Here is a 25748-nt window from a genome sequence, read left to right on the forward strand (position 1 = left end):
CCAAGCCCCTACGGATGGTTAACGGGTGGGGAAACGGGTATTGTCTAGCATTTCACGGGCGGTCTCGCTAGGTTGATAGCCATAGCCCCACATTGCATTTTGAGAATCATCAATAATCTGAGGAGTGATAATGAAAAGCAGTTCACGGCGACTATTATCTCTAGATGTGCTTCTAAATAGGGAACCAATGAGGGGAATATCACCTAAGATAGGGACTTTTGCTGTAGTGACCAGATCTCGTTCATCAATCACACCTGCAAGCAGTAAAGTTTGATCATCTCTCAAGCGAACAGAACCTGACTGAAGAAGCGTTTGTCGTTTTAATGTGACAGGCTCATCATTGACGATCTCCTGACCAGCGACAGAAGAGACCTCTGGTTGAACATTCAGAGTGATGAAGCCATTATCGTCAATTCTTTCTATTCCTACCGCAACTTTAAGGCCAACTTGATCAATTACAGGTTCAACAATTCGATCTGTAATATTGCCTTGATCATTTTGTTGTCTGCGCTCAACAGTTCCAACTACAATATCTTCTGTCAAATCAATATTAGCAATTTGGTTTTCTTGGACAATTAAAGTCGGATCAGCGATGATTTTAGAGGTTGTATTCCGTAACAAACCGGCAACAAGACTACCAATAAAATTAGTGCCCCTCCCAACTGCTCTATCACTAACATTTGCTCCTAGACCTTGAATAGAAAGCGTGACATTTCCTGCGTCATCTAGAGTTCGGATAACTGCTGCCACTTGGTCTTCGTTTAGTCCTGCCGGGAGGGGAGAACCAGGGAAAGCAATTTGATAAGCTTCAGTAATTGAACCAACAAATACTGTGTTGGCAGGATCTAGACTATCAAATACTTCGAACTCTTCTCCAAATGAAACTTGTTGATTTCCCTGTTCAATGACGATCCCATTGGGATTAAACTCGGAAAAAATATCACTAGCTCTTGATAGATCATTAGGAGAAAGGATAATTCCGTCACCAGCGCTAATTCCGACTCGATCTTCTAACAAGAGCTTAATATCAGACGAGATAGAACGATTTCCGCTTAAAGTAACATCTAAAATCTTGACATTAACAGCAACTTGCCGTTTCCGGGCATCAAGTTGAGTTAAGAGGTTAGTTGCCATTTCAACAACCTTTGGTTCACCGGTTAATGTAATCGCATTCAATCGGGTATCGAGTGTCGTTTCTAATTCATTAACGAATAAGTCTCGTAGTCGCCGAAAACCAATGTTTGTTGTATCTGTAGCTTCAGTTTCTTCTTCAATTTCGTTAGCACATGTAAATAAGCCATCTCCTTCTTCCTCAACTGAATCGCTACCCGTTTCAAGATAACATTGAGCTTGGAAAACATTGGCTTGATTAAGACGCAGTGTTCGAGTGATTCTTGGAATAACTGCGCTAGGTAAATCTTTGCCAATAAAAACAGTCCGATCCTTCATGACAGCTTTAAGGTCAGACAGCATTAAGACATAATCAAAAACCTTTTGAACCGGTTCATTTTCAATATCCAAAGAAACAGACCGATCACTAATATCACCAGAAACAACTAAATTGATCCCTGCTGTCCGCGCTAGTAAGGCCATTACATCTTCGGCAGGTGCTTGCTTCAGCACAAGACGAGGAACAATCGCATTGGTTTGCAAATTGACATATCTGGGAAGAGAGGTGTCAGTGGTCGAAACAGAAATATCGCCCACTGGTGGCGCACTGGCCCTCGGTAAAAACGGTGGAATTGGAGCTGTGGGTTGGAGAAAATTATTTTGATTGTTATTGCTGGGTGCACTCTGGGCCAACATCGGCGGCGTGAATACTGTCTCTGCTCCTGGTGTTGCCTGGGCTACTTCTGTCGGTGCTGCAGAGGTCACATTGAGCAAAATGCTGTTGTTATCCTGGCTGAGGATTTCCCCTTCCGGTGCCGTTACTTCCCCCAGGGCGACAATTTTCACATTGCCCGGAGCCGACTCCATCACCTCAATGCGTTCAATACCCGGTAAAGGATTATCCTGGGTGAAAATGTCCTGTCCATTACCGAGATCTAACCGCGCGTTCGCAATTTCGGCGATCAGCACCCGGTCTTTTTGGGTCGTCGAAACCTGGGGCTTCTCACCAGACAGATTGGCACTCTCTGGGGCAAGACTTAAGGCGAGTTCTAACTTGCCATCACCTGGACGCACCTCCAGTTCCCGTACTTGCACACTTGCTGCTTGGGCTGGGGCAACTAAAACCGTTGTAGAAGCAACGACACCAGCGACGACTCCGGAATAAGACTTGATATTCACGACAGAAAATCTCCACACACACTAATTAAATGTAATCGAAAAACCGAAATGAATCCCGCTCGAAATTAACAATAATTTTTAAAAACAACCCTAAAAATCTAAAATAATTAGCAATCTTAAATAAGTTTTGCTAATGATGTATTTGAAAAATTTGTTTTGACACCAACAAAATTAATCGTTCCTATGCCGCTAGTTTACCTCCCTATCTCCTCAGAAAATTGTTTTGACCTCAAAACCTAGCCACCATTCTCTGCCGGTTGACCCTCTTCTCCTTCGGCTGGGGCGGCTTCAGCGGCCAGTTCTGCTTGTCGGGCGGCCAGCTCCTCCGGGGTCGGTGCAATGAGGGCATCCACCACAAAAGAAACCCCCAACTGAGCTTGGGTTTGTGTTACCAAACGGCCATTTTCGTAGCGGAAGGTTGCTGGTTCTGCCACCGTCGTCGAAAAATTACGCAATACCAACAACGGCTGTAACACATCGATGCTCGTGAGCATGGACTCCGCTTCTGTGTAGGTCATATTGTCGAAGCTGACATTGAAGGTTTGGTACTTCAGCTTATTTTGGGCAGCTTCACCGTAGGTGGCAGCATCGGTAATAAATTCGGGTTTAGGTGGTGTCGGCTCGTAGCTCGTCAGTTGCACATTGCTCGCCGTCAGGATCCGGTTGAAATCCAACAGAAAAGTCTGCATTTGCTTGTCCTGACCGTAAGCATTGAGAATTTCTGTGGCGATCCGCTGCTCATTGGCTAATTCCGCTTCTTGCTGGGCAATTTGCTCTTGGATATTCCCGGCGCCTTTGTCCTGTAATTCTGCCTGTTTTGTCTGGAGCTCCTGTTCGAGGGTGCTGATTTCGCCTTGGATGGGCCGAACGAGAAACCACCAAAGTCCGGCACTGGCACCAATACCGGCGATCGCCAACATTGTGCCGAGGATTTTTGAAGTGAACTGAATCCCAAAGGCCTCAAAAAAGCCCTGTTCCTGACCAACCATGGTCATTTCCGTCATCGTTTGCCGGAACTCTTCTGCGTATGTCATCGGTTGTTACTCCTCCTCACAGTTGTTGATGAATATCGAAATGGGTGAAATTCTAGAAGCTACTCCGTAAGCGTTCGGCCATCCCCCGCGCCCCCTGGCCGTCTAGGGTCTGAATAACCTCTGCATCGGTGAGGTCATTGAGGGAGATCGACACCGTATAGTCCACCACCTGGGGCATGCTAAAAGAAGCAACAGGCCGGGGGAAGTCTACCTGGGCAGTGGTAATCGGGTTATCGACGAGGTTCGCGCTGACGATATAGATTTCTTCTCCTTGCAGGAGAGGCGATTCCGGCAGGTTCAGGACAAAATCATTCACTTCATTAAAGGTGCGCGCATTGCCCCGTACTAAGACTTGGTTGTCCGACTGCTCGAAGGAGGTGATCCTTAGCCCTGGCGGCGTTAAATCGCCCACTTCCCGCAAAATCGCCGACCAGGGTTTGATCCTTGTTTGCAACACATCAACAAAGGCTTGGCTTTGGGATCTGTAGGTGTCAATTTCTTGTTGAATTTGCTGTAACCTCGCCTGTTGGGCATTGGCCCCCTGGAGCTGTTGATCGACAACGGCGATCTCTTCTTGGACGTTACCCTTGGCGCTATTGCCCTGGAACCACAACAGACCCACAACCGCCAACGCCGCCGCCGTGACCGCACCACCGATAATCAGTGGCTTTGGTTCTTGGCCCGGAATAACCCCCGGTTTGCTTGCCAGACGATCGGCGATCGCCATCGAAGAATCCTTCGTTAAACTGCGGTCTTTGAGGAAATTAATATCCAAACCGTACATGATCCTATACCTCCCGTAGTCCTAAACCCAGTACCGTACCCAAGGACGGTCGTTGCACCTTGGAAATCTCTTCATCAATATCAATGGATAGCGCCTCAAACGGATCAATTTGAATCGCCGGAATGCTGAGACGCTGCGTAAAAAATTCATCCAGTTGACTAATCCCACCGCCGGGGCCAGCCAACATCAATTGGGCCACCTCCAATTCACCGCTTTGGTTGAGATAAAAATCAATGGAACGACGCAATTCGTCCGTCAGTTCCCCTAAAACGCGTAGGAGGGCCGCCATCCCAGGATTAATACCCGTTGCGCCAGTGCGGGCTCCTTCCATGGGTGTGTTGGGAATGGTCATCCCCTGGAGGAGTTCGATGTCACGGGGAGCCGGTAAATTCATGGCGCGGGATAGGGCATTTTGCAGTTGCGAAGCGCCAATGGGCACTGTCCGGGAAAATTGCGGCACCCCATCGACCACAATGGCAATTTCTGTACAGTCAAATTCAATATCGACCAAGACCACCGCTTCCTGGGAGCTAAACTGCCGCAGTTGCTCACGAATCGTCCGGAGGAGGGCAAAACTATTAATTTCGAGGATATTGATCTCTAGTCCCGCCTGCACGATGGTTTCTACATAGGCGTCGGTCACTTCCCGCCGGGTGGCCACCAAGAGGACTTGCACCTTATCAATGCCATCTTCATCTTGGAAAAATCCAAGTTTTTGGTAGTCAAGATCTACTTCTTCGCGGGGGTAGGGCAGGTAGAGGCTCGCTTCGTGGTTGAGCACCATATCCCGCAGTTCGGCATCATCGAGCTCGGCGGGGATCGGGATCAAGCGAATAATCGCTTCCCGCATGGGCACGGCGGCGGTGACCTGTTTGGCGCTGATGTTGTTGGCGCTGAGGGTCGTTTGGATGAGCTCGGCAAGGGCCGGAACATCGACAATTTTCCCTTCTTCAAAAATGCCTTCGGGCACGGGTTCGGTGATATAGGTCGCCAGCTTATAGACCTGCCCCTGTTTTTTGAGTTGGACAATGTTTAAGCGTTCCGTTGAGATTTCGATGCCAATCCCTTTAGGCTTTGGTTTGAACTTGGGCGCGGCAGTCCCTATCCCTCTTTAGGGTAGGGAAGGATAGCGCGGCTACTGAAGAGAAACGGAAGTAGCCAAATCAATCAGGCTTAGGCAATCGCCTTATGTACTCTCTGATAATTTGAGCCATGCTGACATCCTTGTTGGACGCGAACGCCTTGAGTCTTGCCAGATCCTCTGATGTTAGCCTTATTTTTAGTACTTCTGACTTGTTCATTGTGGGCACAATAGACTACAATAGGAGCATGGTAACACGCCGAATCACTTACAGGCTCTATCCAAGTCGCCAACAGCAAAAAAAGCTGCACTATTGGCGGCGCTTACATTGCAGTTTGTATAACGCGGCAATAGCTAATCGCAAAACCCAGTACCAAAAGTTCAATCATTCCGTTGATTACTTTGAGCAGCAAAATAGTTTGCCGGAGTTCAAGCAAGTATGGCCAGAATTTAAAGAACTGGGTTCCCATGCCCTACAGGCAACGTTAAAGCGAGTGGACTTTGCCTTCAACCGATTTTTTAAGGGATTGGGGGGATATCCAAAGTTCAAGGCATCTCGGAGATATTCGGGGTGGACATATCCCTGCGGGGCAGGTTGGCAGGTAGAAACAGATGGTCAGCATGGCTTTCTCAAGTTGAGCCACTTAGGCAGAATGCAAATGAGAGGGAAAGCTCGCACCCTGGGGAAAACCAACAACTTGCACAATTTTCTTCCGCCAGGGCAAGTGGTATGCCTCAATCACCGTCAAATGTAAGCCGCAGCGGGAAGCTGACGGGGGATCTGTGGGGATTGATTTAGGTTGCAAGGAAGCGATTACCCTTTCTACAGGGGAGCAACTATCAAAGCCTAGCTTTATCAAAGTCGGTGAAGTTGCCGTAAAGCAAGCATCCAAGCAACTCAGACGAAAGCGTGCACCAAACCGAAATAAGCGAGTTAAAGCATCGCGGCGGTGGCAAAAAGCGAGACGGCAGGTATCAATGCGGCAACGCAAAATTACCCGTCAGCGCGAAGATTGGCTGCATCAAATCACAAGCGACATAGTCAGCGGTAATAGCCTGGTTGCAGGTGAGCAGTTAAACGTCAAAAACATGACCCGCAAAGCCAAAAAAGGCAGCAAACGGAAAGCTCAAAAAACAGGGCTTAACCGCTCCATTCTCTCGGTTGGCTTCGGCATGATTGGTTCAATGCTGGAATACAAGCTGGCAGAGGCAGGAGGATTTTATGTGGAGTCCCCGACAAGGACGCTTAAGCCCTCTCAGCGTTGCGCTAAATGTTGGGAGCTAACGCCAAAGACATTGGCAGACAGGGTACATATTTGCTCAAACCCAAACTGTGGCCACAGGGAGGATAGAGATATCAATGCAGCTCAGGTTAATTTAGCCTGGGCAAGGGGTCAGGAACTGGCCTCTTCAGTCGCGGAGCCGCCAAGCTCTACCGATTGCGGAAGCATGAGGCAACTTGGGGTGATGAAACGACGGAAACTCCATGCCTCTTAGGCTGGAGTAGTTCATGATATTTTTGAAAAAATCTAGCATAGGAAAATGTTCCGAAAGGATGACCTATGGAGCCATCGGTGCTAACCACCCATACCCCGGTTGCTATTAAATTTAGCTCAGTTTGCCGAAAGTAAATAACAATCGCAAAAAAGGGAGCAGTTTTGCCCCAGAAGCTGTCTGGATGATGGCATGATCTGAAGGTCAATTCAATGTGAGTGATCACTGCGGCTGAAATTGGGAGAAAAGTTTTTATGTTTAATGGTCTCAAAGGGCTACGGCGTGGGCTGTTTGTGGGGGTGAGTTTGGTGGCGATCGCCGCTTGCCAGCAGGTACCTGGGGGAAATAACAACACCACAGAAACAGTCGAATTTTGGACAATGCAATTGCAACCAAAGTTTACAGACTATTTCAATGAATTAATTACGGCCTTTGAAACCGAAAATGCAGAAGAGACAGTGCGCTGGGTGGATGTCCCTTGGTCAGCGATGGAAAGTAAAATCCTGACGGCGGTATCGGCCCGCACTGCCCCCGATGTGGTGAATCTCAATCCTAATTTTGCCTCCCAGTTGGCCAGTCGTGATGCTTGGTTAGTCTTAGATGATCGCCTGACGCCTGAATTGCGCGATCGCTATTTACCGAAAATTTGGCAGGCCAACCAAATCAACGGCCAAACCTTCGGCATTCCCTGGTATCTCACGACCCGCATCAGCTTCTATAACGAAGATCTCTTTGCCGAGGCGGGCATCGACTCCCCTCCCAGTACCTACACCGAGTTGGCGATCGCCGCCCAAACCATGAAGGAACAAACTGGGAAATATGCCTTTTTCGTCACCTTCGTTCCCGGGGACTCCAACGAAGTCCTAGAGTCCTTGGTGCAGATGGGGGTCACCCTGGTCAATGCCGATGGCTCTGCGGGCTTTAATACCCCCGAAGGCATTGCCGCTTTCCAATACTGGGTTGATCTTTACCAGGCGGAATTATTGCCCCCGGAAGTGCTCACCCAGGGCCATAGCCACGGCATTGAACTTTACCAAGCCGGGGAAACGGCGATCGCCAACACCTCCCCCGAATTTATCAACACCATCCAACAAAACGCTCCCCAAATTGCCCAGGTATCCGTCCCCGCGCCCCAAATCACCGGGGAAACCGGCAAGAAAAATGTCGCCGTGATGAACCTTGTGATCCCCAAGGATAGCGACGATCCAGAAGCCGCCCTTGATTTCGCCCTATTTGTCACCAATACCGAAAATCAGCTCGCCTTTGCCGAAGCTGCCAATGTTTTACCTTCTACCCAGGCAGCGGTGGAACAATACATTGAGAAACTTGCCACCAGCGCCGCTACCGATAGCCTCAGCTTGGCCCGAAAAATTAGTGCGGAACAACTGGCCGATGCCGAAATTTTGATCCCGGCCCAGGAAAATCTCACAGAACTACAAAAGCTGATCTACGAAAATCTTCAAGCAGCGATGCTCGGCCAAAAAACAGTGCCCCAGGCGGTGGCTGATGCGGCGGCGGCCTGGAATGCCCTTTAACCCTCCCTGACTCCTTCTCCCCCAAAGTACACCCTCCGCCCTTTGGGCACCTCCCTCAAGGGAATTCACCCTCCGCCCTTTGGGCACCTCCCTCAAGGGAATTCACCCTCCGCCCTTTGGGCACCTCCCTCAAGGGAGGATGTTTCTGGGTTTTGGCAAAACGTTTATACTGACACTTCTCAAGCCCTATTATCCACAAACAATATGGAAGTCCAATTTCGCGAATTTTCCCCCTTCGACCTCTGGATTTGGTTGGAGTTTGACCATGTGCCTTCGGAAACAGAAAAACAATATGTCGAAGAGCTATTTGACTCTTGGTTTTATATCGGGAAACTGGGGGGATTTAATGCAGAGAATCTCCAGATCCAAGAAACTGGGGTAGATATCAGCTATCTCACCTACGACGAAGACCAGGCAGATAATGCGCTAATGGCCCCAATGCACAATAAAGGGGACTTTGAATACGAAGGCATTTGGGGACGCTGTTGGTTTGATTTGGGGACGAGTGATCTCATCTCCTTAGATGTCTTGGTCAATGCCCTGAAGCAATTAAGCAAAGATTTTGTGGATCTGCGCCGGATTGTGGTGGGGGGTGAAAACGAAGATTGGCCCATCGAACGGGATGAAGCCGACAGTTGGTATGCATAGGCAGCGGCCCCAAGTGATAGCGATCGCCGCCATGAGTGCCGACGGTAAAATTGCGGACTATAGTGGTGCCCCAGCGCGGTTTCCTTCGGCCCAGGATAAAGACCACTTGGAGCGGTTAATCGCCCAGATGGACGCGGTCATGTTTGGGGCCAATACCCTCCGTGCCTATGGCACAAGCCTGCCGATTGGCGATCGCCAGCTATTGCAACAACGCCAAGAACGTCACCAACCGCCCCAACCAATTCACTTTGTTTGTTCTGGTTCCGGGAATCTCCCCCAGGATTTACCTTTTTTTCGGCAGCCCCTCCGCCGGGGGCTTTTGACTACTCCAGAACAGCTCCCCCGGTGGGCCAAATTTCCGGGCTTTGAGCAAGTGCTTGCTTTAGATCCAGTCGGAACTTGGCAACCAACCCTCACTGAATTTAGACAACAAGGCATCAAAAAATTAGGTCTTTTGGGCGGAGGAAGTCTGATCGCGAGCTTCGCCGAACAGAGCTATTTAGATGAACTGTGGCTAACGGTCTGTCCCGTTTTACTCGGCGGAACATCAGCCCCTACGCCCATGGAAGGGAATGGTTTTTTACAAACGGCGGGTTTGGGCCTCGAACTTCTGGAATATGAGGCGATCGCCTCGGAATTATTTCTCCATTACCGCGTGAAATAATAACAGCAACATCCTGTACTCTGGCACCATCCATGGCGATTTTAACGGTTGAGCAACTTACCCTGACCCTTGGGCCTCGGGATATTCTCCGGGACATTTCCTTTGCCCTAGAGCCAGGCGATCGCCTGGTGCTGGTGGGGCCATCGGGTTCCGGTAAAACCACTCTCCTCCACTGCCTCAACCAACTCCAGAGTCCCACCACAGGCCGCCTCACTTTCCAAGGCCGACCATACAGTGCCTACAATCCCGTTGTCCTGCGGCAACACATTGCCCTCGTGCCCCAGGAGTCGCGCCTTCTCGGCATGACCGTCAAGGACGCCCTATGGTATCCACTCCAGTTGCGGAAACAATCGGCCCCAACCATTCGTAAACATTGGCAACAGTGGCAAGATCAACTGGATATTCCCCCAGAATGGTTAGACCGCCACGAAGCACTCCTATCCGGCGGCCAAAAACAATGGGTGGCGATCGCCAGGGCACTCCTCTGTGAACCCCAAATTCTCCTCCTAGACGAACCCACCGCCGCCCTAGATTTAGGTCGTATCCAAACCCTGATTGCTCTGTTGTTAAAGTATCAAGCCCAGCACAATACTCCCTTAGTCATTTCTACCCACAACCTAAACTTTGCCCAACAACTCGCAACAAAATTGCTTTATCTCGACCAAGGCCAAATCAAGCACCACAGTGATAATCCCCCAATTCCTTGGTCAGTAATCCAGCAAAGCCTCCAAAGTCGTCAATCCTCTAATACCGAAGCTTGGTGACGACCCTTTAATCTCTCAGGGTAAATTCCCCGCCGCTTACGGCGTACAATAGAATCATCTTGACCACCAACTCCCAAAGTGAAAACCAAGCTAAAGGGACGTGTTGCAAGAAAAAGTATGGGTCTTAGGAACTAGGACTCCTGCCTGGTGAGGGATGATAAGACTTGCTATCTTTAGGGGTAAAAAGCGCATCCCATTGAAACAGGAAGCTCCGTCCGCTTGCGGCGGGGTAGTTCACCCCTGGTTCACGAGTTCACGAATGGGTGTCCGGGTTTTAATTTTTGGGTGGCTTGAGCGAGTTGGCGTTGCGGCAGGTTCTAAAGTTGCATTGCCATTGCCGAGATTAGACCCAATTCCGTCCAAGTTGAAACGATAACCCACATTGCGCACCGTTTGAATCAAATTGGGCTGACGCGGATCCTGTTCAATTTTTTTCCGCAGGGACAACACATGGGTGTCGATGGTGCGGGGATTATCAATGGCATCCGGCCAAGCCCGCCGCAGCAATTCCGAGCGGCTGAGGGGTTCCCCATTAGCCTGGGCGAGCACATACAACAAACTAAATTCTTGGGGCGTTAAATCAATGAACAGACCTCGGAATTGTACCCGTCGCTGCACAAGATCAATGCGCAACTCACCATAATCGAGTTGGAGGGGCGCACTCACGGCCCGAATCCGCCGCGTCAAGGCTTCTACCCGTGCTAAAAGTTCTTGCATCCCAAAGGGCTTGGTTAAATAGTCATCGGCCCCGGCCTTTAACCCTGCGACGACATCTTTTTCTGTGTTTTTCGCCGACAAAATAAGCACAATTGCCTGGGTATTTTGGCGTAACCAACGGCAGAGTTCGAGGCCATCCCCGTCCGGCAATTCCGAGTCTAGGAGAACCAAGGCAGGCATGTGCTGTTCAAAGACGCGCCGCGACTGATTGAGATTTGCTGCTTGGTAAATGGCATAGTTGGCTTGTTGAAGATGCCACCCAAGCAGTGACCTCAAATGGGGATTTCCTTCGATGATGGCAACAGAGATTAAAGTCACGATGGTTTGACTTCCTTGCGATTGTTGCTCCTACGTTAACAAAGTTAATGTCAACAAATTGTAACCGTGGTTACGTCTTAACTGTTTCTTTGGACTCGATCAATTGTCGCAAATCACAATCTTAAAAATTCACCTAAATGGATCATGTATCTTAATGATTATTTAAGCTTAACTTGATAAAAAAAGGCGAAAGAACGAAGTCAAACGTCGTCATTTTAGTTACAGAATATGGATGATGAAAGGATAGCGATATTCTGCGGCTGGGTTGCCGAGAATTTTTAAAATCGCCAAAATTGGCATCACAAAGCTCAGGAGTAGTAGGGGAATGGCCAGGATGATTGCAATGGGAATCAGGATTACGGTAGCCGCGCAAAAACCGGCGATCGCCCAACCAACCCAGAGGTTGAGGTGGAGATTGAGGGATTCTTTTGCATTGGCCTTAACAACGGGATCTTCACTCACAAGTAACAAAGCAACCGGAATCCCAATGGAGACAAATGTATAGTTAATAAAAATGGCTCCGTGGCAGAGACTCGAAAGCAGTTTTCTTTTATCGGGATCAAAAGTCATAACCTGAATCCTCCTGGATTTAATAAAGTCGTGTTTTTTAAATGAAGGTTAAATCGTTGTTATGAATGTTACGCTTTGAAAGCTGAAAGACATCCATCAGTTGTCTAAACGATAAACAATTTTGCCATCGGTAGCACGATTCGTCATTTGTAAAAATTCTGCCCGCACCAAGTTTTCTAGGTGAGATTCGAGGATGTTTCTTGGGACTTCTTCGATTTCAAGGAAGCAGTCTAGGAGGGTAACTTCACCTTTGGTTTGGCAAAATTTAAGAATGCGGCGATCAAGGGCTTCTTTGGCAATGTTCTGATCGCGAGCAGCCTCTGGGGACAAACTGGAGGTCACATTCTGTTGATTGGCGGCGATCGCCTGATCCCCGATATTCACAATCACCTGGGGTGGAGTCGCGTGGTTGGTGAGTTGCCGTGATTCATGACCCATTAAGGTTTTGCTATTGTACTTTTTGTCAAAGTCATCCTGGGACATTTTCAAGAGACCAATGGCTTCGATGAAGCTGACAATAGTGGTAATCACAATCCCAAAAGAAAGCCCAGAAATAGCATAGACAATGCCCCAACCAGTTTCTCCTAGGTAGAACTTGTGGCCTCCTACCCCTCCAAGAAAAAAGGCTAACACTGCGGCTGTACTTTTCTGTCTCATGCAGGGTTCTTGGTCATACTAAGCGGACATTGGCAATCAACCAGACGATCGCCTTTCCCCCTATTGTAGAAACCCCAGCCTAAAACGGCCTAGAACTGACGCAAAAAGCGTAGATCACTGTTATATAAACGGCGAATATCATCAAGCTTATGCAAGACCATAGCAAAGCGCTCTACCCCTAGCCCGGCCGCAAAACCGGTATAAACTTCCGGGTCATAACCGACGGCCTTGAGAACATTGGGATCAACCATGCCGCAACCCATCACCTCCAGCCATTTACCCTGCCATTTCACATCCACTTCGGCGGAGGGTTCAGTGAAGGGGAAGTAGCTGGCCCGGAAAGTCACCTCTAGATCTTCGCCAAACATTTGCCGCAAGAATTCCTTGAGGGTGCCCTTGAGATCCGTGAATTTCAGATTCTTATCAATCGCCAGGAGTTCAATCTGGTGGAACACGGCGGAGTGGGTGGCATCGACGGTATCGCGACGGTAAACGCGCCCAGGGGCAACGATCCTTAAAGGGGGTTCGTTTTGTTCCATGTGGCGGATCTGCACCGAGGAAGTGTGGGTGCGTAACAGGCGATCGCCAGGCAGATAAAAGGTATCCTGCATGTCCCGGGCGGGGTGATCAGCGGGAGTATTTAACGCTTCGAAGTTGTAATAGTCTGTCTCGATTTGGGGGCCTTCGGCGACGGTATAGCCCATACCGACAAAAATATCTAAGACCCGGTCAATGGTGCTCTGGAGCGGGTGCATTTTTCCCAGGGGACGACCAACACCGGGCATGGTCACATCGAGGGTTTCGGCCTTGAGTTGGGCTTCGATTTTTGCTTTTTGAAGAGCATCAAGCTTAGCATCGAGATCCCCCTGGAGGGCTTCTTTGACTTGGTTTGCGATCGCCCCGATTTTTGGCCGTTCTTCAGCGGAGAGTTTCCCCATGCCCCGGAGGATTTGGGACAGTTGACCCTTCTTGCCGAGGTAGTTGACCCGCAATTTTTCGAGGGCGTCGAGATCTGTCGCCGTGGCGATCGCCTGAATCGCCTCCCGTTGTAACGTTTGCAAATCAGATTCGATTTGGGTCAAAGTAGAAGTGGTCATGCCAAAAAGAGTGCGACTAAACTTGTTTCGATGGTGAAGACCCTAACAGTGTAAACCGTCCTTGATAATAAAAAAACGTTAATTTCCCACCACAAACCCATGACACCTGCTACGCCGCTGAATTTATTAATCAGTAACGATGATGGCATCTCCGCCCTGGGGATCCGCACCCTTGCCAATACCCTTGCCGAAGCAGGTCACCAAGTCACCGTTGTTTGCCCTGACCGGGAACGGTCTGCCACAGGGCATGGTTTAACGCTCCACCGCCCGATCCGCACGGAAATTGTCGAAGGAATTTTTGATCCCCGTGTCACCGCTTGGAGTTGTTCTGGCACGCCATCAGATTGTGTCAAATTTGCCCTCAGTGCTGTCCTCAAGGAGCGCCCTGATTTTGTCCTTTCTGGCATTAACCACGGCTCTAATCTGGGGACTGATGTCCTGTATTCCGGGACGGTTTCGGCGGCGATGGAAGGATTATTAGAAGGTATCCACAGCATCGCCTTTAGTCTCGCCGATTACACCAGCCATAATTTTCAACCTGCCGCTGATTTCGCAGTAAAGCTCCTCTGTCAACTGATGGAAAAACGTCCCCACTGGGCCAATGCCAACCAGGATGCGCCAGTTTTGTTGAATATCAATGTGCCCAACCTGACGAAGGAAGAGATTGCTGGGGTGAAAATTACGCGCCAGGGGTTGCGCCGTTACATTGAGCAATTCCAGAAACGTCAAGATCCGCGCGGCAAAACCTACTATTGGCTGTCTGGGGAAGTGATCGAAGAATTACCCCAACCGGATGAGCCGAATATTCCCTTGGATTTTCCGACGGATGTCCAGGCGATCGCCGCTGGCTACATTACCATCACGCCTTTGCAGTACATCATGAATGATCTCCACCGCATTCAAACCCTTGCCCAGGAAGATTGGCAAATTTAGGCTCTTTTACTAAAAAGCTCTATGAATTTGTCACGGCGTTACCCCATCGTTGACAGGCCGAATTTCCTCGTTGGTAAAGGGATCTGTGGAGCCGTTCCAATTGAAGCTATTGATCGTGATATTCACTGAACCAATTTCCAGGACGGGATTGTAGCGTAAGAGTACGCCGTGGGTGCGACGGCTATATTCAAGGAAATAATCGGTACTAATGGCTTCTTCACGATCAAGGTTGATCGCCGTCTGGAAACCCACCCGGAAGGGGCCATAGAGTTGTTGGGTCAGGCCAAATTCGAGGGTGCGCTGGTCAACGGCCCGGTCAAAAAGAAATGGAGACAATTCATCACTGAGGACGCTATTGGTGTAGCTGAGGTTAAAGCCTGTGTAGTCAAAACTGTTCCCGGCAAAGCGACCAAATTGGCCTTCGATGCCGATTTTCCCCCGGAGAGAATTTTGGCGATCGCCATTGCTATAAACCCCAGCTACCCCCTGTAACCCCGTCACCAGAGAAACGTAGGGAACAATGGGCCTCGGACTGTAGCGTAACCCTTCAAAGCGAGTCGGCGGCAGTGGTTCACCGTTCCAGAGGGGGAAACGATGGTCGAGGTTAAAGGAGCCTTGGTAACGAGTCAGGTTAACTTGATCTTGTCCCACGCCAGGTTCTAATAATTCTGGGCGGTCGGTATCGGCTTCGATATTTTGCACACTGGTTTGAAAATCTACTGCAAAGCCAGAATCTCCAAGGATATAGCGGGGCGATCGCAGGACAATCCCTAGGCTGCGTTGTACCCGCTGAAAGCCAAGGGAACCATTAAAAAGGCGATCGCGGTAGTTGAATTCCTGACTAAGGCGAAAGGGATTATCTAAATTGCCGAGCTGCTGTTCGAGGCGAAAATTTAACTCAAGTTTATCTTTGAAATTATCCAGCTTGAGATTTTCTAAGGAGCCCCGGGCCGCAAATGACACCCGTGGATTAAACCGATAGTCAAACTTACTGCTGACTGCAAATAGCCCAGGAGCCAAAATTTCCCCGGCATCATCATCTTCTGTTTCTGCGAGGATCGTATCCGGGAACCAAGCCTTCTGGAGGAGATATTGAGGCGTTACCGTCCAGCGGCCCTGGGCGCTGCGATAGAGGGAAAAACGTCGCTGGAGAAATAAGCCCCCCCGTTCTTCATCGTCGTAGCCAAAGGAAACCTGGCTAAAGATCCCTTCGGATTCGCCAAAGCGGAAGGTGCGCGGAAAGACGGGCAAAGAAACATTGTTATCAATGACGAGGCGGGTTTTGGTGGTGACGAGCTCGTCGTTAAATTCGTCTACTTTCTGATAGGTTGCCGTGTCTGCTACTAGCTGTAGTTCCGGTGGTGAAAAGGGATCATTGGTGATGCTGATATTTTTTGCTTCCCAGCGATCGCCCACAAATTCCACCGACTCGGCCTGAAAGCGCACCCGATTAATCGTATTGTTTTGGGTATCAATGTTACGGGTGCCAATGTCTCGCCCACTCCCCAGGACAAAGCTAATCCCATCTTCACCCATGACCCCCGTTGCCGGTTGATTGAGTAACAGCCGTTCATTTAAAAGCACCGCCGGATTGCTACTGACGCCAAAGCGCGTCGGCCGCACGCCTAAATCTTGATTTAAGGTCGTTTGGGAAATTTCCCCTTCTGCCTGTTGGATTTGGCCACGATTTTGCACAAAGAAATAGGTAAATTGTTCGCCCCGTAAAATCTGTTGCCCGCGACGTAGGGCGACATCTCCTTTGGCGATCGCCAATTTGCTATTGAGATTAATCTGGAGTTGGTCGGCACTGAGAACGGCTTCCTGGAACCGGACAATCACATTCCCCATGGCTGTCACCACTTGGGTTTGCTCATTATATTCTTGGCGATCGCTGATCACTTCGAGCACCGCTGGGGGAGTAGGGACTGCCTCGACATCCGTAGCCCCCTCGGTCGGAGCCGCTTCTAAGGAAAATTGTTGCTGCTGGCCGGTACGGTCTTGAATTTGAATTTCGCCATAGTTCATTTCCCCTTCCAGCACAATTTCCTGGGCCGCTACGCCCCCTGGTAATTGCGCCATTGGTGAGCCTTGGCCCGTCTGCATCAACGGCTCTGCCACCACAGGCATCACAGCACAATTCAATGTACAAAGGACGGCGATCGCAGACATAACAGTACTCACCCGCAAAGGAAATGACACAAAATCTATCCTAATCCCTAATTTCAGCACCACACGTAATTTTGTTTTTTTCGGGCAATGATTTTGTCCGGTGCTAGGATTTGACGAAACCCACAAGTTAAATCTATATTAGATGATTGTGTCTTTATATCCTGCTCGGATCAGGTGACACAGTAAAAATGCGATCGCCAGCCTTGACTTTGTGAAAAGACAGACTTAAATGCGATTGCTACCTGTACGGCAACCCTATAGAAAAATATTATTTTTTATGAGCTACGCAATTATTGAAACCGGCGGCAAGCAGGTGCGTGTCGAGCCCGGTCGTTTCTACGATATCGAAAGACTGGATATCGAAGTCGATGGCAACCACACCATTGATAAAGTGCTATTGATCAGCGATGACAATGGCGTCACTGTCGGTCAACCCTACATCGACGGTGCAACCGTTGAAGGGACGGTTGTGGATCAGCGCCGGGCCAAGAAAGTGCTGGTTTACAAAATGCTGCCCAAGAAGAAAACCCGTAAAAAGCGGGGTCACCGTCAATACTTCACCCGCTTCATGATCGATAGCATCAAAGTTGGTGGCACCGTTGTTGCGGCTAAAGCAGACGCCTAATTCCCTCAACAGTCGGCAATAGTTCACTGTTACAATAAATCCCTAGATTTCTAGCAACTGGAGAATTCCCATGGCACATAAGAAAGGTACTGGTAGTACGAGAAACGGCCGCGACTCTCGCGCCCAAAGACTCGGCGTAAAACGCTATGGTGGTGAAACCGTAACCTCTGGCAGCATCCTCATTCGCCAACGGGGCACCAAAGTCCACCCCGGCAACAATGTTGGTCGTGGTAGCGATGATACCCTGTTTGCCCTTGTTGATGGCATCGTCAAGTTCGAACACTACAAGCGTGGCCGCCGTAAGGTCAGTGTTTACCCCGCAGATGCTTCTGCTTAAGTTTTTTAGCAAACGTTTCTGAAGAATTGGGGAACAAAACCCCACAGTTTATACTAGGAAAGCTCAAAATCTGGGCTTTCTTTTTTATTGGCATCGTTCTGCCCAAACAAGTTATTTATTTTTAGAGATTGGAGATCGTCAAAATGAGTTTACGTGGTGCTATCCCACTGGATCAGGTGCGTTTTAATGAGCAGGGATTGGTGCCGGCGATCGCCCAGGATTATCTTGATGGCACTGTGCTCATGTTGGCCTGGATGAACCAAGAATCCCTCACAAAAACCATGGAAACGGGAGAGGCTTGGTATTGGAGTCGTTCCCGCCAAGAACTTTGGCACAAAGGGGCCACCTCTGGACACATTCAAAAGGTGCAATCCCTCCGCTATGACTGTGACAGTGATGCGATCTTGATGTCCATTGAGCAGATTGGTGATATTGCCTGCCACACAGGGGAACGGAGCTGTTTCCACCAGGTAGACAGCACGAAGTCCGCGCCCTCTGCTGACACCCTCTCAGAAGTGTTTAATGTGATTCGCGATCGCCGGGACAATCCCCAACTCGGTTCCTATACCAACAGCCTCTTTGAAGCAGGGGATAATAAAATCCTCAAAAAAATTGGTGAAGAAGCTGCCGAAGTGGTGATGGCCTGTAAAGACGATGACAAAGACGACATCGCCGGGGAAGTGGCCGATCTGTTTTATCACTCCCTCGTGGCGATCGCCTACCATGGCGTAGAACTGCGAGACGTCTATAAAAAGCTCCAAGATAGACGCCGGAAATAAAATACCGCTACACTAACCAGTAGGAGAGTTAGCGCGGCAGTTGCAGGGTTGACCTTGAGTTCAGCTCTGAGGAAAGTCCGGGCTCCCCAAAGACCAGACTTGCTGGGTAACGCCCAGTGCGCGTGAGCGTGAGGATAGTGCCACAGAAACATACCGCCGAAGATTAGCATTAGGTTCGCCTAATCTATCTGGTAAGGGTGCAAAGGTGCGGTAAGAGCGCACCAGCAGTATCGTGAGGTGCTGGCTCGGTAAACCCCGGTTGGGAGCAAGGACGGTGGGATGATGGTTGGTCTTTTTCCGATCCCATAATTTGGAGTGCCGCTGGAGGTGACTGGTAACAGTCATCCTAGATAGATAACTGCCCTTTTGCGCTGCAAGAGAACAGAACCCGGCTTATGTCTAACTCTCCTGGACTTTTTTTAAAATCAACTAATAAATTACGACGCCGCTACAGAAGAAGACACATTCGAGGCGATCGCCACTGGCAGTTTTCGAAATAGATAGCCTGTACCCCGTTCCGTGATGATAAATTCTGGTTGGCGTGGATCCTGCTCAATCTTGGAGCGTAGACGTGATACATGGACATCCACCACCCGCAAATCACTGTGGCGACGCGGCACATAGCCCCAGATCGCTGTCAAAATATCTGTGCGACTTAGGGGTTGCCCTGCTTGGTTAACGAGCAATTCCAGCAAATTAAACTCAATGTGGGTTAACCGCAGGGGCTTATTATTTTGGGTGACCTTGCGGCGATTCGTATCAATCACCAAATTGGCCGTCCGTAAAATGCCTGCTTCCTCCGTTGGGGGCAGCGTTTTTTGGGTGCGTCGCAGAATGCACTGGATGCGCACCTCCAATTCCTTGGGTGAAAATGGTTTGATCAAATAATCATCTGCCCCAAAGCGCAACCCTGTGATCCGATCGGCCACATCCCCAAGGGCCGTCAGCATAATGATCGGTGTGCTGGACTCGCGGCGAATTTCTTGGCAGACATAATACCCATCGCGCTTGGGCATCATCACATCCAGGATGACTAAATCGGGATCTTCACGCCAGAAAATATCGAGGGCTTCATCACCATCGGCAGCAGTGATAATGTCGTAGCCAATCATGGATAAACGAGTTTGTAAGATACGACGTACGGCGATTTCGTCATCGACTACGAGGATGGTTGCCTTGTTGTCTACCACGATGGACGGGACTCCTTGTTGCAACGGTGGGATTTCTTAGAAATGATTCTTTACATTTCGTTACAAGAAGTATAGCAAGATCCTTTTTGTCGTGCCAAGCCAAGATAGGGCAAAATACAAAGGCTCATTGCCATTGGTGACGAAAAAAAGGGGGCCATTTGAATCAACAACGGACAGGATCAGCATTTAGCGGGTGGGGCTTTATTAATTTGCAAAAACCGCCTGGCTGGACTTCCCATGATTGTGTCGGGAAACTGCGGCGACTCCTGGGTCTGAGAAAGATCGGTCATGGCGGTACCCTCGATCCAATGGCCACGGGGGTTTTGCCCGTTGCGGTGGGGAAGGCAACGCGTCTTTTGCAATATTTGCCGAAACAAAAAATGTATCAAGGGGTTGTCCGTTTTGGGGTCAAGACAACTACAGATGACTTAGAAGGGGAAGTAATCAGCCAGGAAGCCTGTGGAGCTTTAACTTTGGCGGAAATTCAGCGGGTTTTACCAGACTTTCTCGGCATGATTACCCAAATCCCCCCAGCTTTCAGTGCGATCCAGCGGGATGGGAAACGGTTGTACGAGTTGGCTCGCCAGGGGATAGCTGTAGATGTGCCTAGTCGCCAGGTAGAAATTTATGACTTGCAAATTAAGGCGTGGCAGCCGGGGGATTTTCCAGAACTGACCCTAGAAATTTGCTGTGGAGAAGGGACTTACATCCGGGCGATCGCCAGGGATCTCGGTGAACGGTTAGGCGTCGGGGCCACCTTAGCGGGTTTAACGCGGACTCGCAGTGGAGGGTTTGACCTAGAGGATAGTTTAAGTTTAGAAGAGGTTGCTGCCCAGCGGGAAGCGGGAACGTTTGCTTGTCTCGACCCAGATCAGGCGTTGGCCCATTTACCAGCCGTCATTTTAAACGAAGTCCAGGTAACCCAGTGGAGCTATGGACAAAAAATTAGTTGGGAAGTGGCGTTGGCCGATCCCCTAGGGGAACCGTTGGCGATTTATGATCAGGGCCATAACTGTCTCGGTGTGGGGGAGTTTCGCCCTAGTAAAGATAATCCGAGTGAACGAGTCTTGGCGGGGCGAGTGGTCTTAATCGGTCGTTAGGCGATCGCCCGTGATTTCTTCCCCTAGAAACAAAAAAACTTCCGGGTTATCCAGAAGTTTTTCGGGGGTGATGATGAAATTTTTTTGGTATCGGAGCGGCGGGATTTGAACCCACGACCCCCACTACCCCAAAGTGGTGCGCTACCAAGCTGCGCTACGCCCCGTTTTGTCAACAGTGTTACATTATAGAGGGCGTTTTAGGAAATGGCAAGGGCTTTTTTGAAAAAAAGGCGATCGCCTAAAGTTGCTATGATCACAGTGACCCTCACCATCATCGCCGACTGGTCTTGTGCGTGCTATGCAAAAAAACTGGCAAGTGGGATCACTGTTTGGGATTCCGTTATATCTAGATCGCTCTTGGTTTGTAATTTTAGTTCTCATTACGGCGGTGGATGCCAATGATGTCCTCGGGCAAGGATTGGTGCAATCCCCCCTCATGGCCGTTGGTCTGGGTTTTGCCATGGCGTTACTGTTGTTTGGCTCCGTCTTACTCCACGAATTGGGCCATAGCCTCGTGGCCAAGTCCCAGGGGATTAGCGTCAAATCGATCACCCTCTTTCTTTTTGGCGGAGTAGCCTCCATCGACCGTGAGTCCCAAACTCCTTTAGCAGCTTTTGCAGTGGCGATCGCCGGGCCATTGGTGAGTGTTACGTTATTTGGTTTGTTTTGGGTGCTGTGGCAATATGCTCCCCTCGGCGGTGCAGGTACTTTTTTGGTGCGGGATCTAGCTCGGTTAAATTTGGTCTTGGCGCTGTTTAACTTAATTCCGGGGCTGCCCCTGGATGGGGGGCAAATGTTCAAGGCAATCGTCTGGAAATGGACGGGCGATCGCCTCAAAGGAATTCGCTATGCCGCTGCCAGTGGAAAGTTATTAGGGACGGTGGCGATCGCCTTTGGATTATTGGCGGTGTTGTTGGTCGGTGAATTAGGAGGGTTATGGTTGGCGCTCATTGGCTGGTTTGTGTTGCGCAACGCCGATGCTTACGAACGCTTGAGCGATCTTCAAAATCTCCTTTTGACCTTGACCGCCGGGACCGCCATGAGCCGAGAATTTCGGGTGGTTAATGCCCATTTGTCTCTACGGGAGTTTGCTGAACAGTACCTTGTTTTATCACCCCATCCCACTTGCCCCACCTATGCCAGTTCCGAAGGCCGCTACCGGGGCTTGATCCAACCCAAGAGTCTCCATCGCCTTGAGCGTAGCCAATGGGATCAGCTAGAACTAATGGCGATCGCCGTGCCCCTAGACAAAATTCCCTCGGTGACGGAACAGGACAACCTCGCCACGGTTATCTGTGCCCTCGAAACCCTGGAAGAACCCTTTATCACTGTGCTTTCTCCGGCGGGGGCTGTGGCGGGGATCATCGACCGCGCGCAAATCGTCCAGGCGATCGCCAAGGAATACAACATTAACCTGCCCGCCCAGGAACTCCAACGAATTCGCAGTGAGCGGGTCTATCCCAGTGGTTTTCCTTTAGTGGAAATCGCCCAACAACTACAACCCTTTGAAAGTTAATGGCCATGAACCAAACGGCATGAACGGATTTTGTCTAGCATAGGGGATGTTGTCTCCAAGATTTTTCGAATATGCTGAGTCGTTTTTTGATCCTTTGCTTTGCTCTTTGTCTCTGGGCCATATCGCCACTACCGAGTTTTGCTGCTTCCCCTTTTGCGGGCCAACGACCAACGAATTTAGGGGTCGAAGCCGGACATCTCGCGCCTTGTCCCAGTACCCCCAATTGTGTGGTGAGCCAGAGCGGTGATGGGGAGCATCAAATTGCACCGATTATCTACGCAGGCGATCGCCAACAAGCCTACCAAGCTGTTGTTCAGGTTTTAGGAGTTGTCCCCCGCACAGAAATCATCACCCAAACCGAAAACTATCTCCGGGCCGAATCCAGCAGTCGTTTATTTGGCTTTGTGGATGATGTGGAATTCTACTTTCCAGAAACAGAACCCGTCATCCAAATGCGTTCAGCATCTCGCCTTGGGGAATCTGATCTCGGTGTTAACCGTCGTCGCCTTGAACAAATTCGCCTTGCCCTTCAGGATTTAGGTATTGCCCAAAGTTAACGACACTCTGCCTTACTTGATCCCTAAAAAAAGTGGGCCGCTAGCGTGACCCACTTCTTACTAAACTATTTCAGTTGCTGCCATCCAACAGGCGATCGCCGCTCAAGATCTATAGCTTGACCGAGACAGGTTTAGCACACCAGATTTCCTTCACATACTCATCAATGGTGCGGTCAGACGAAAATTTGCCCACCCGAGCTGCATTCAGGATCGACATCCGCGTCCACCGTTCCGTCTCCGTGTAGGCATTCGCCACGTCTTGTTGACGTTCGACGTAGGATTCATAATCCGCCAACAACACATATTGATCGTTGTACAGTAGAGAATCCACGATCGGTTTAAACATTTCCGTGTCCCCATGGGAGAAATCACCCCGGGCAATCCGGTCAATGACACCTTTGAGTTCCGCATTGTTGTTGTAATAATGCATCGGGTCATAGCCACTGGCCTTGAGATGAGAGACTTCCTCCGCCGTGAGGCCAAAGAGGAAGAAATTATCAGCCCCCACTTCCTCCCGGATTTCGATATTGGCTCCATCCAGCGTGCCAATGGTTAGAGCACCGTTCATCGCAAACTTCATGTTGCCCGTCCCAGAGGCTTCTTTCCCGGCGGTGGAAATCTGTTCCGAGAGGTCTGCGGCCGGATAGATCTTCTGGCCAAGGGAAACATTAAAGTTTTCCATAAAGACCACCTTGAGGCGATTGTGGGTATCGGGGTCATTGTTGACCACCTCTGCCACGGCATTGACCAATTTAATGATCAATTTCGCCATGAAATAGCCCGGTGCGGCCTTACCACCGAAGATCATCGTCCGGGGCACCATATTGATCGCCGGATTGTGCTTGATGCGGTTGTAGAGGGTGATGATGAATAGTACATCCAGCAGTTGACGCTTATATTCGTGGATGCGCTTCACTTGGATATCGAAAATTGAGTCAGGATTGATCTCAATACCGTTGTGGTGCTCAATGTAACTGGCCAGCTTAACTTTATTTTGATGCTTGATTTCGCGCCACTGACGACGGAACTCTGGATCATCCACAAATTCTTCGATGCGTTGTACCTGTTCTAGGTTTTTGATCCAACCGGTGCCGATCTTGCTAGAAATTAGATTCGCGAGTTTGGGATTGCACTGGCGGATCCAACGGCGGGGCGTGACCCCATTAGTTTTGTTGTAGAATTTCTCTGGCCAAATGCGGGCAAATCCCTTGAGGGTGTCGGATTTCAGTAGCTCTGTATGGAGAGCAGCAACCCCATTGATCGCATGACTACCAACACAGGCCAAGTTCGCCATCCGGATCGATTTTTGGGGATATTCTTCGATGATTGACAGCTCTTGAATGAGATTATCAAGATCATCGTGATCGGCGTACCAGGTTTTAAGATTTTCGATGAAGCGGAAATTAATTTCGTAAATGATCTCTAGGTGGCGGGGCAGGAGCTGCTCGAACATCTCCACGGGCCAACGTTCGAGGGCTTCGGGCATCAGGGTGTGGTTGGTATAGGCGAGGGTTTTTTGGGTGATATACCAAGCGCGATCCCAGGGGAGACTATGTTCATCGATAAAGAGACGCATCAACTCAGCAACGGCGATCGCCGGGTGGGTATCGTTGAGTTGAACGGTGTAGAAATCAAAGAAATTATCCAGATTGGGCTGCTTCTTCAGGTGCGCCCGGATCATGTCTTGCAAAGAAGCGGACACAAAGAAAAATTGCTGTTCTAGGCGCAGTTGACGTCCCTGGGGGGTGTTGTCATTGGGATAGAGCACCTTAGAAATATTTTCTGAGGAAATCTGGTTGGCGACTGCTCCGTCATAATCCCCGGCATTAAAGGCTTCGAAGTTGAATCCTTCATCTTCTGCTGCCATGGCACTCCAGAGGCGGAGCACATTGACGGTATTGTTGCTATAGCCTGGTACTGGGGTATCGTAGGGTACTGCTTTGACCCGACGGGCCGGCACCCAGACCGCACAAGGATAGCCTTTATCACAATGATAAATTTCGGTGTGGCCCCCAAAGGGAATTTCTAGGGCTTCAGCTTGACGGCAAATTTCCCAGGGGTTGCCGTTTCGGAGCCATTTATCGGGCACTTCCACTTGCCAACCGTTGCGGATGTATTGGTGGAAAATACCAAATTCGTAGCGAATCCCGTAGCCAATGGCTGGAATTTCGAGGCAGGCAAGGGAATCTAAAAAGCAAGCAGCAAGACGACCGAGGCCGCCATTGCCTAAGCCAGGATCTACTTCTTCTTCGAGAATGTCTTCAAGTTTGATGTTGCTTTCGGCGAGCATTTCGGCGACGGTTTCGTAGATTCCGAGGCTAATGAGATTGTTACCCAGGTACCGTCCCATCAAAAATTCTGCGGAAAGGTAGCAAACGGTTTTGGCACCGGTATCGATGTAGGTTTGCTCGGTTTGTTTCCATCGTTCTAACAGGCGATCGCGGACAACATTGGCGAGGGCAACATAGTAATCACGTTGTTGGGCGGCATCTTTATCGCTGCCGGCGGAATAGAAAAGATGATCGAAAAAAGCACGGCGGAGACTTGCTTTGTCCATCCCAGTGCGATCGCCACTCCCCCCAAGGGAAGAGAGACCATGGGAATTAGTCGCCGAGGTAGAAGGTTGTGTTTGCACAGTAAGTTATCACTCCTAACAAAATAAACGAGGGTCGCGGGTTTGTAGCATTGCAGTGGTAGGGACGCTCCCGTAGTCTGACAACGCGCATGATTCAGTCAATGATTTTAGTGAATAGTCAATGGTGAAAATTTCTGTACTGCTACGGCCCACCGTTGTACTGCTATTTTGCAGTCTGTCCTTATAATCATGCAAAAGAATCGTTAATAGAACATGACATTATCAGGACTTATAAATTTCTTTAGCGAAAGATGT

Annotated in this window: 24 protein-coding genes, 1 tRNA gene and 1 other RNA gene; 14 read left to right on the forward strand and 12 right to left on the reverse strand. The window is 49.7% G+C overall.

The features are described from left to right. Nucleotides 1–18: 18 nt before the first annotated feature. The 4 genes from AWQ21_RS02760 to pilM form a co-directional block, all read right to left on the reverse strand. Nucleotides 19–2289, reverse strand: coding sequence for an AMIN domain-containing protein (locus AWQ21_RS02760; protein ID WP_065713220.1), 2271 nt, complete (start codon nt 2287–2289; stop codon nt 19–21). Nucleotides 2290–2525: 236 nt separating this feature from the next. Further along, the gene (locus tag AWQ21_RS02765) at nt 2526–3323 is read right to left on the reverse strand and encodes a hypothetical protein (protein WP_065713221.1); all 798 of its coding nucleotides are present in this window, start codon (nt 3321–3323) and stop codon (nt 2526–2528) included. Between the two features lie 52 nt (nt 3324–3375). Beyond that, complete coding sequence (locus AWQ21_RS02770) at nt 3376–4107, reverse strand: PilN domain-containing protein (protein WP_065713222.1); 732 nt, start codon at nt 4105–4107, stop codon at nt 3376–3378. 4 nt (nt 4108–4111) lie between these two features. Further along, nucleotides 4112–5212, reverse strand: coding sequence for a type IV pilus assembly protein PilM (gene pilM / locus AWQ21_RS02775; protein ID WP_065713223.1), 1101 nt, complete (start codon nt 5210–5212; stop codon nt 4112–4114). 224 nt (nt 5213–5436) lie between these two features. On the opposite strand from pilM, the gene AWQ21_RS16460 reads away from it, so the two are divergent. The 6 genes from AWQ21_RS16460 (at nt 5437) to AWQ21_RS02800 (ending at nt 10293) form a co-directional block, all read left to right on the forward strand. After that, nucleotides 5437–5943, forward strand: coding sequence for a helix-turn-helix domain-containing protein (locus tag AWQ21_RS16460; RefSeq protein WP_232315042.1), 507 nt, complete (start codon nt 5437–5439; stop codon nt 5941–5943). Then, on the forward strand, nt 5927–6685 hold the full coding sequence (locus AWQ21_RS16465; protein ID WP_232315113.1) for a transposase: 759 nt from the start codon (nt 5927–5929) through the stop codon (nt 6683–6685). Before AWQ21_RS16460 ends, AWQ21_RS16465 begins: the two co-directional genes overlap by 17 nt. Nucleotides 6686–6936: 251 nt before the next feature. Next, complete coding sequence (locus AWQ21_RS02785) at nt 6937–8217, forward strand: ABC transporter substrate-binding protein (RefSeq protein WP_065713224.1); 1281 nt, start codon at nt 6937–6939, stop codon at nt 8215–8217. A 204-nt stretch (nt 8218–8421) separates the two neighbouring features. Then, complete coding sequence (locus AWQ21_RS02790) at nt 8422–8865, forward strand: DUF3531 family protein (RefSeq protein WP_012306130.1); 444 nt, start codon at nt 8422–8424, stop codon at nt 8863–8865. Beyond that, nucleotides 8858–9529, forward strand: a complete 672-nt coding sequence (locus tag AWQ21_RS02795) for a RibD family protein (RefSeq protein ID WP_065713225.1) — start codon at nt 8858–8860, stop codon at nt 9527–9529. The genes AWQ21_RS02790 and AWQ21_RS02795 overlap by 8 nt, the downstream gene beginning before the upstream one ends. A 32-nt stretch (nt 9530–9561) precedes the next feature. Next, nucleotides 9562–10293 (forward strand): ATP-binding cassette domain-containing protein, encoded by a 732-nt coding sequence (locus AWQ21_RS02800; protein WP_065713226.1) that lies wholly within the window; start codon nt 9562–9564, stop codon nt 10291–10293. 234 nt (nt 10294–10527) lie between these two features. On the opposite strand, the gene AWQ21_RS02805 is transcribed toward AWQ21_RS02800, so the two are convergent. The 4 genes from AWQ21_RS02805 to pheS form a co-directional block, all read right to left on the reverse strand. Then, complete coding sequence (locus AWQ21_RS02805; protein ID WP_065713227.1) at nt 10528–11328, reverse strand: response regulator transcription factor; 801 nt, start codon at nt 11326–11328, stop codon at nt 10528–10530. A 219-nt stretch (nt 11329–11547) separates the two neighbouring features. Beyond that, the gene (locus AWQ21_RS02810) at nt 11548–11898 is read right to left on the reverse strand and encodes a DUF4870 domain-containing protein (protein ID WP_065713228.1); all 351 of its coding nucleotides are present in this window, start codon (nt 11896–11898) and stop codon (nt 11548–11550) included. A gap of 96 nt (nt 11899–11994) precedes the next feature. Continuing rightward, nucleotides 11995–12555 (reverse strand): TM2 domain-containing protein, encoded by a 561-nt coding sequence (locus tag AWQ21_RS02815; RefSeq protein WP_065713229.1) that lies wholly within the window; start codon nt 12553–12555, stop codon nt 11995–11997. Nucleotides 12556–12644: 89 nt separating this feature from the next. Beyond that, nucleotides 12645–13652, reverse strand: coding sequence for a phenylalanine--tRNA ligase subunit alpha (gene pheS, locus AWQ21_RS02820; protein ID WP_065713230.1), 1008 nt, complete (start codon nt 13650–13652; stop codon nt 12645–12647). Nucleotides 13653–13751: 99 nt separating this feature from the next. Between pheS and surE the strand changes: the two genes are divergently transcribed. Beyond that, nucleotides 13752–14585 (forward strand): 5'/3'-nucleotidase SurE, encoded by an 834-nt coding sequence (gene surE / locus AWQ21_RS02825; RefSeq protein ID WP_065713231.1) that lies wholly within the window; start codon nt 13752–13754, stop codon nt 14583–14585. A 30-nt stretch (nt 14586–14615) separates the two neighbouring features. On the opposite strand, the gene AWQ21_RS02830 is transcribed toward surE, so the two are convergent. After that, complete coding sequence (locus tag AWQ21_RS02830) at nt 14616–16784, reverse strand: DUF3769 domain-containing protein (protein WP_232315043.1); 2169 nt, start codon at nt 16782–16784, stop codon at nt 14616–14618. Nucleotides 16785–17031: 247 nt separating this feature from the next. Here AWQ21_RS02830 and rplU point away from each other — a divergent pair, with 247 nt between their 5' ends. The 4 genes from rplU to rnpB all read left to right on the forward strand — a co-directional run bounded on the left by rplU (nt 17032) and on the right by rnpB (nt 18907). Then, the gene (gene rplU / locus AWQ21_RS02835) at nt 17032–17379 is read left to right on the forward strand and encodes a 50S ribosomal protein L21 (RefSeq protein ID WP_065713232.1); all 348 of its coding nucleotides are present in this window, start codon (nt 17032–17034) and stop codon (nt 17377–17379) included. A 70-nt stretch (nt 17380–17449) separates the two neighbouring features. Next, nucleotides 17450–17716, forward strand: coding sequence for a 50S ribosomal protein L27 (rpmA, locus tag AWQ21_RS02840; RefSeq protein WP_065713233.1), 267 nt, complete (start codon nt 17450–17452; stop codon nt 17714–17716). Nucleotides 17717–17859: 143 nt separating this feature from the next. Beyond that, entirely contained in the window at nt 17860–18495 is a 636-nt protein-coding gene (gene hisIE / locus AWQ21_RS02845; protein WP_065713234.1) for a bifunctional phosphoribosyl-AMP cyclohydrolase/phosphoribosyl-ATP diphosphatase HisIE, read from the forward strand. Nucleotides 18496–18518: 23 nt separating this feature from the next. After that, an RNA gene (rnpB, locus tag AWQ21_RS02850) (RNase P RNA component class A) lies at nt 18519–18907 on the forward strand. 25 nt (nt 18908–18932) lie between these two features. Here the strand turns inward: rnpB and rpaB are convergent. Beyond that, nucleotides 18933–19685: a response regulator transcription factor RpaB gene (rpaB, locus tag AWQ21_RS02855; RefSeq protein WP_065713235.1), complete on the reverse strand. Its 753-nt coding sequence runs from the start codon at nt 19683–19685 to the stop codon at nt 18933–18935. 203 nt (nt 19686–19888) lie between these two features. On the opposite strand from rpaB, the gene truB reads away from it, so the two are divergent. Then, a complete protein-coding gene (gene truB, locus AWQ21_RS02860) occupies nt 19889–20785 on the forward strand; it encodes a tRNA pseudouridine(55) synthase TruB (RefSeq protein WP_397428183.1) in 897 nt (298 codons plus the stop codon). Nucleotides 20786–20875: 90 nt separating this feature from the next. On the opposite strand, the gene AWQ21_RS02865 is transcribed toward truB, so the two are convergent. Then, nucleotides 20876–20949: transfer RNA gene (locus AWQ21_RS02865), tRNA-Pro, on the reverse strand. 134 nt (nt 20950–21083) lie between these two features. Here AWQ21_RS02865 and AWQ21_RS02870 point away from each other — a divergent pair. Together AWQ21_RS02870 and AWQ21_RS02875 are read left to right on the forward strand one after the other, a co-directional pair. After that, nucleotides 21084–22301, forward strand: a complete 1218-nt coding sequence (locus AWQ21_RS02870) for a site-2 protease family protein (protein ID WP_065713237.1) — start codon at nt 21084–21086, stop codon at nt 22299–22301. A 71-nt stretch (nt 22302–22372) separates the two neighbouring features. Beyond that, entirely contained in the window at nt 22373–22858 is a 486-nt protein-coding gene (locus tag AWQ21_RS02875) for a DUF1499 domain-containing protein (RefSeq protein WP_065713238.1), read from the forward strand. Between the two features lie 109 nt (nt 22859–22967). On the opposite strand, the gene AWQ21_RS02880 is transcribed toward AWQ21_RS02875, so the two are convergent. Then, nucleotides 22968–25493, reverse strand: coding sequence for a glycogen/starch/alpha-glucan phosphorylase (locus AWQ21_RS02880; RefSeq protein ID WP_065713239.1), 2526 nt, complete (start codon nt 25491–25493; stop codon nt 22968–22970). Between the last annotated feature and the right edge of the window lie 255 nt (nt 25494–25748).

Source organism: Picosynechococcus sp. PCC 7003 (assembly GCF_001693255.1).
Classification (GTDB): Bacteria; Cyanobacteriota; Cyanobacteriia; order Cyanobacteriales; family MRBY01; genus MRBY01.

Excerpts from the sequence above, each read along its gene's own strand:
- AWQ21_RS02765 (WP_065713221.1), bottom strand. The coding sequence starts at position 3,323 with ATGACATACGCAGAAGAGTTCCGGCAAACGATGACGGAAATGACCATG.
- AWQ21_RS02770 (WP_065713222.1), bottom strand. The coding sequence starts at position 4,107 with ATGTACGGTTTGGATATTAATTTCCTCAAAGACCGCAGTTTAACGAAG.
- AWQ21_RS16460 (WP_232315042.1), top strand. The coding sequence starts at position 5,437 with ATGGTAACACGCCGAATCACTTACAGGCTCTATCCAAGTCGCCAACAG.
- AWQ21_RS02785 (WP_065713224.1), top strand. The coding sequence starts at position 6,937 with ATGTTTAATGGTCTCAAAGGGCTACGGCGTGGGCTGTTTGTGGGGGTG.
- AWQ21_RS02790 (WP_012306130.1), top strand. The coding sequence starts at position 8,422 with ATGGAAGTCCAATTTCGCGAATTTTCCCCCTTCGACCTCTGGATTTGG.
- AWQ21_RS02795 (WP_065713225.1), top strand. The coding sequence starts at position 8,858 with ATGCATAGGCAGCGGCCCCAAGTGATAGCGATCGCCGCCATGAGTGCC.
- AWQ21_RS02800 (WP_065713226.1), top strand. The coding sequence starts at position 9,562 with ATGGCGATTTTAACGGTTGAGCAACTTACCCTGACCCTTGGGCCTCGG.
- AWQ21_RS02810 (WP_065713228.1), bottom strand. The coding sequence starts at position 11,898 with ATGACTTTTGATCCCGATAAAAGAAAACTGCTTTCGAGTCTCTGCCAC.
- AWQ21_RS02815 (WP_065713229.1), bottom strand. The coding sequence starts at position 12,555 with ATGAGACAGAAAAGTACAGCCGCAGTGTTAGCCTTTTTTCTTGGAGGG.
- pheS (WP_065713230.1), bottom strand. The coding sequence starts at position 13,652 with ATGACCACTTCTACTTTGACCCAAATCGAATCTGATTTGCAAACGTTA.
- surE (WP_065713231.1), top strand. The coding sequence starts at position 13,752 with ATGACACCTGCTACGCCGCTGAATTTATTAATCAGTAACGATGATGGC.
- rplU (WP_065713232.1), top strand. The coding sequence starts at position 17,032 with ATGAGCTACGCAATTATTGAAACCGGCGGCAAGCAGGTGCGTGTCGAG.
- rpmA (WP_065713233.1), top strand. The coding sequence starts at position 17,450 with ATGGCACATAAGAAAGGTACTGGTAGTACGAGAAACGGCCGCGACTCT.
- hisIE (WP_065713234.1), top strand. The coding sequence starts at position 17,860 with ATGAGTTTACGTGGTGCTATCCCACTGGATCAGGTGCGTTTTAATGAG.
- AWQ21_RS02870 (WP_065713237.1), top strand. The coding sequence starts at position 21,084 with ATGCAAAAAAACTGGCAAGTGGGATCACTGTTTGGGATTCCGTTATAT.
- AWQ21_RS02875 (WP_065713238.1), top strand. The coding sequence starts at position 22,373 with ATGCTGAGTCGTTTTTTGATCCTTTGCTTTGCTCTTTGTCTCTGGGCC.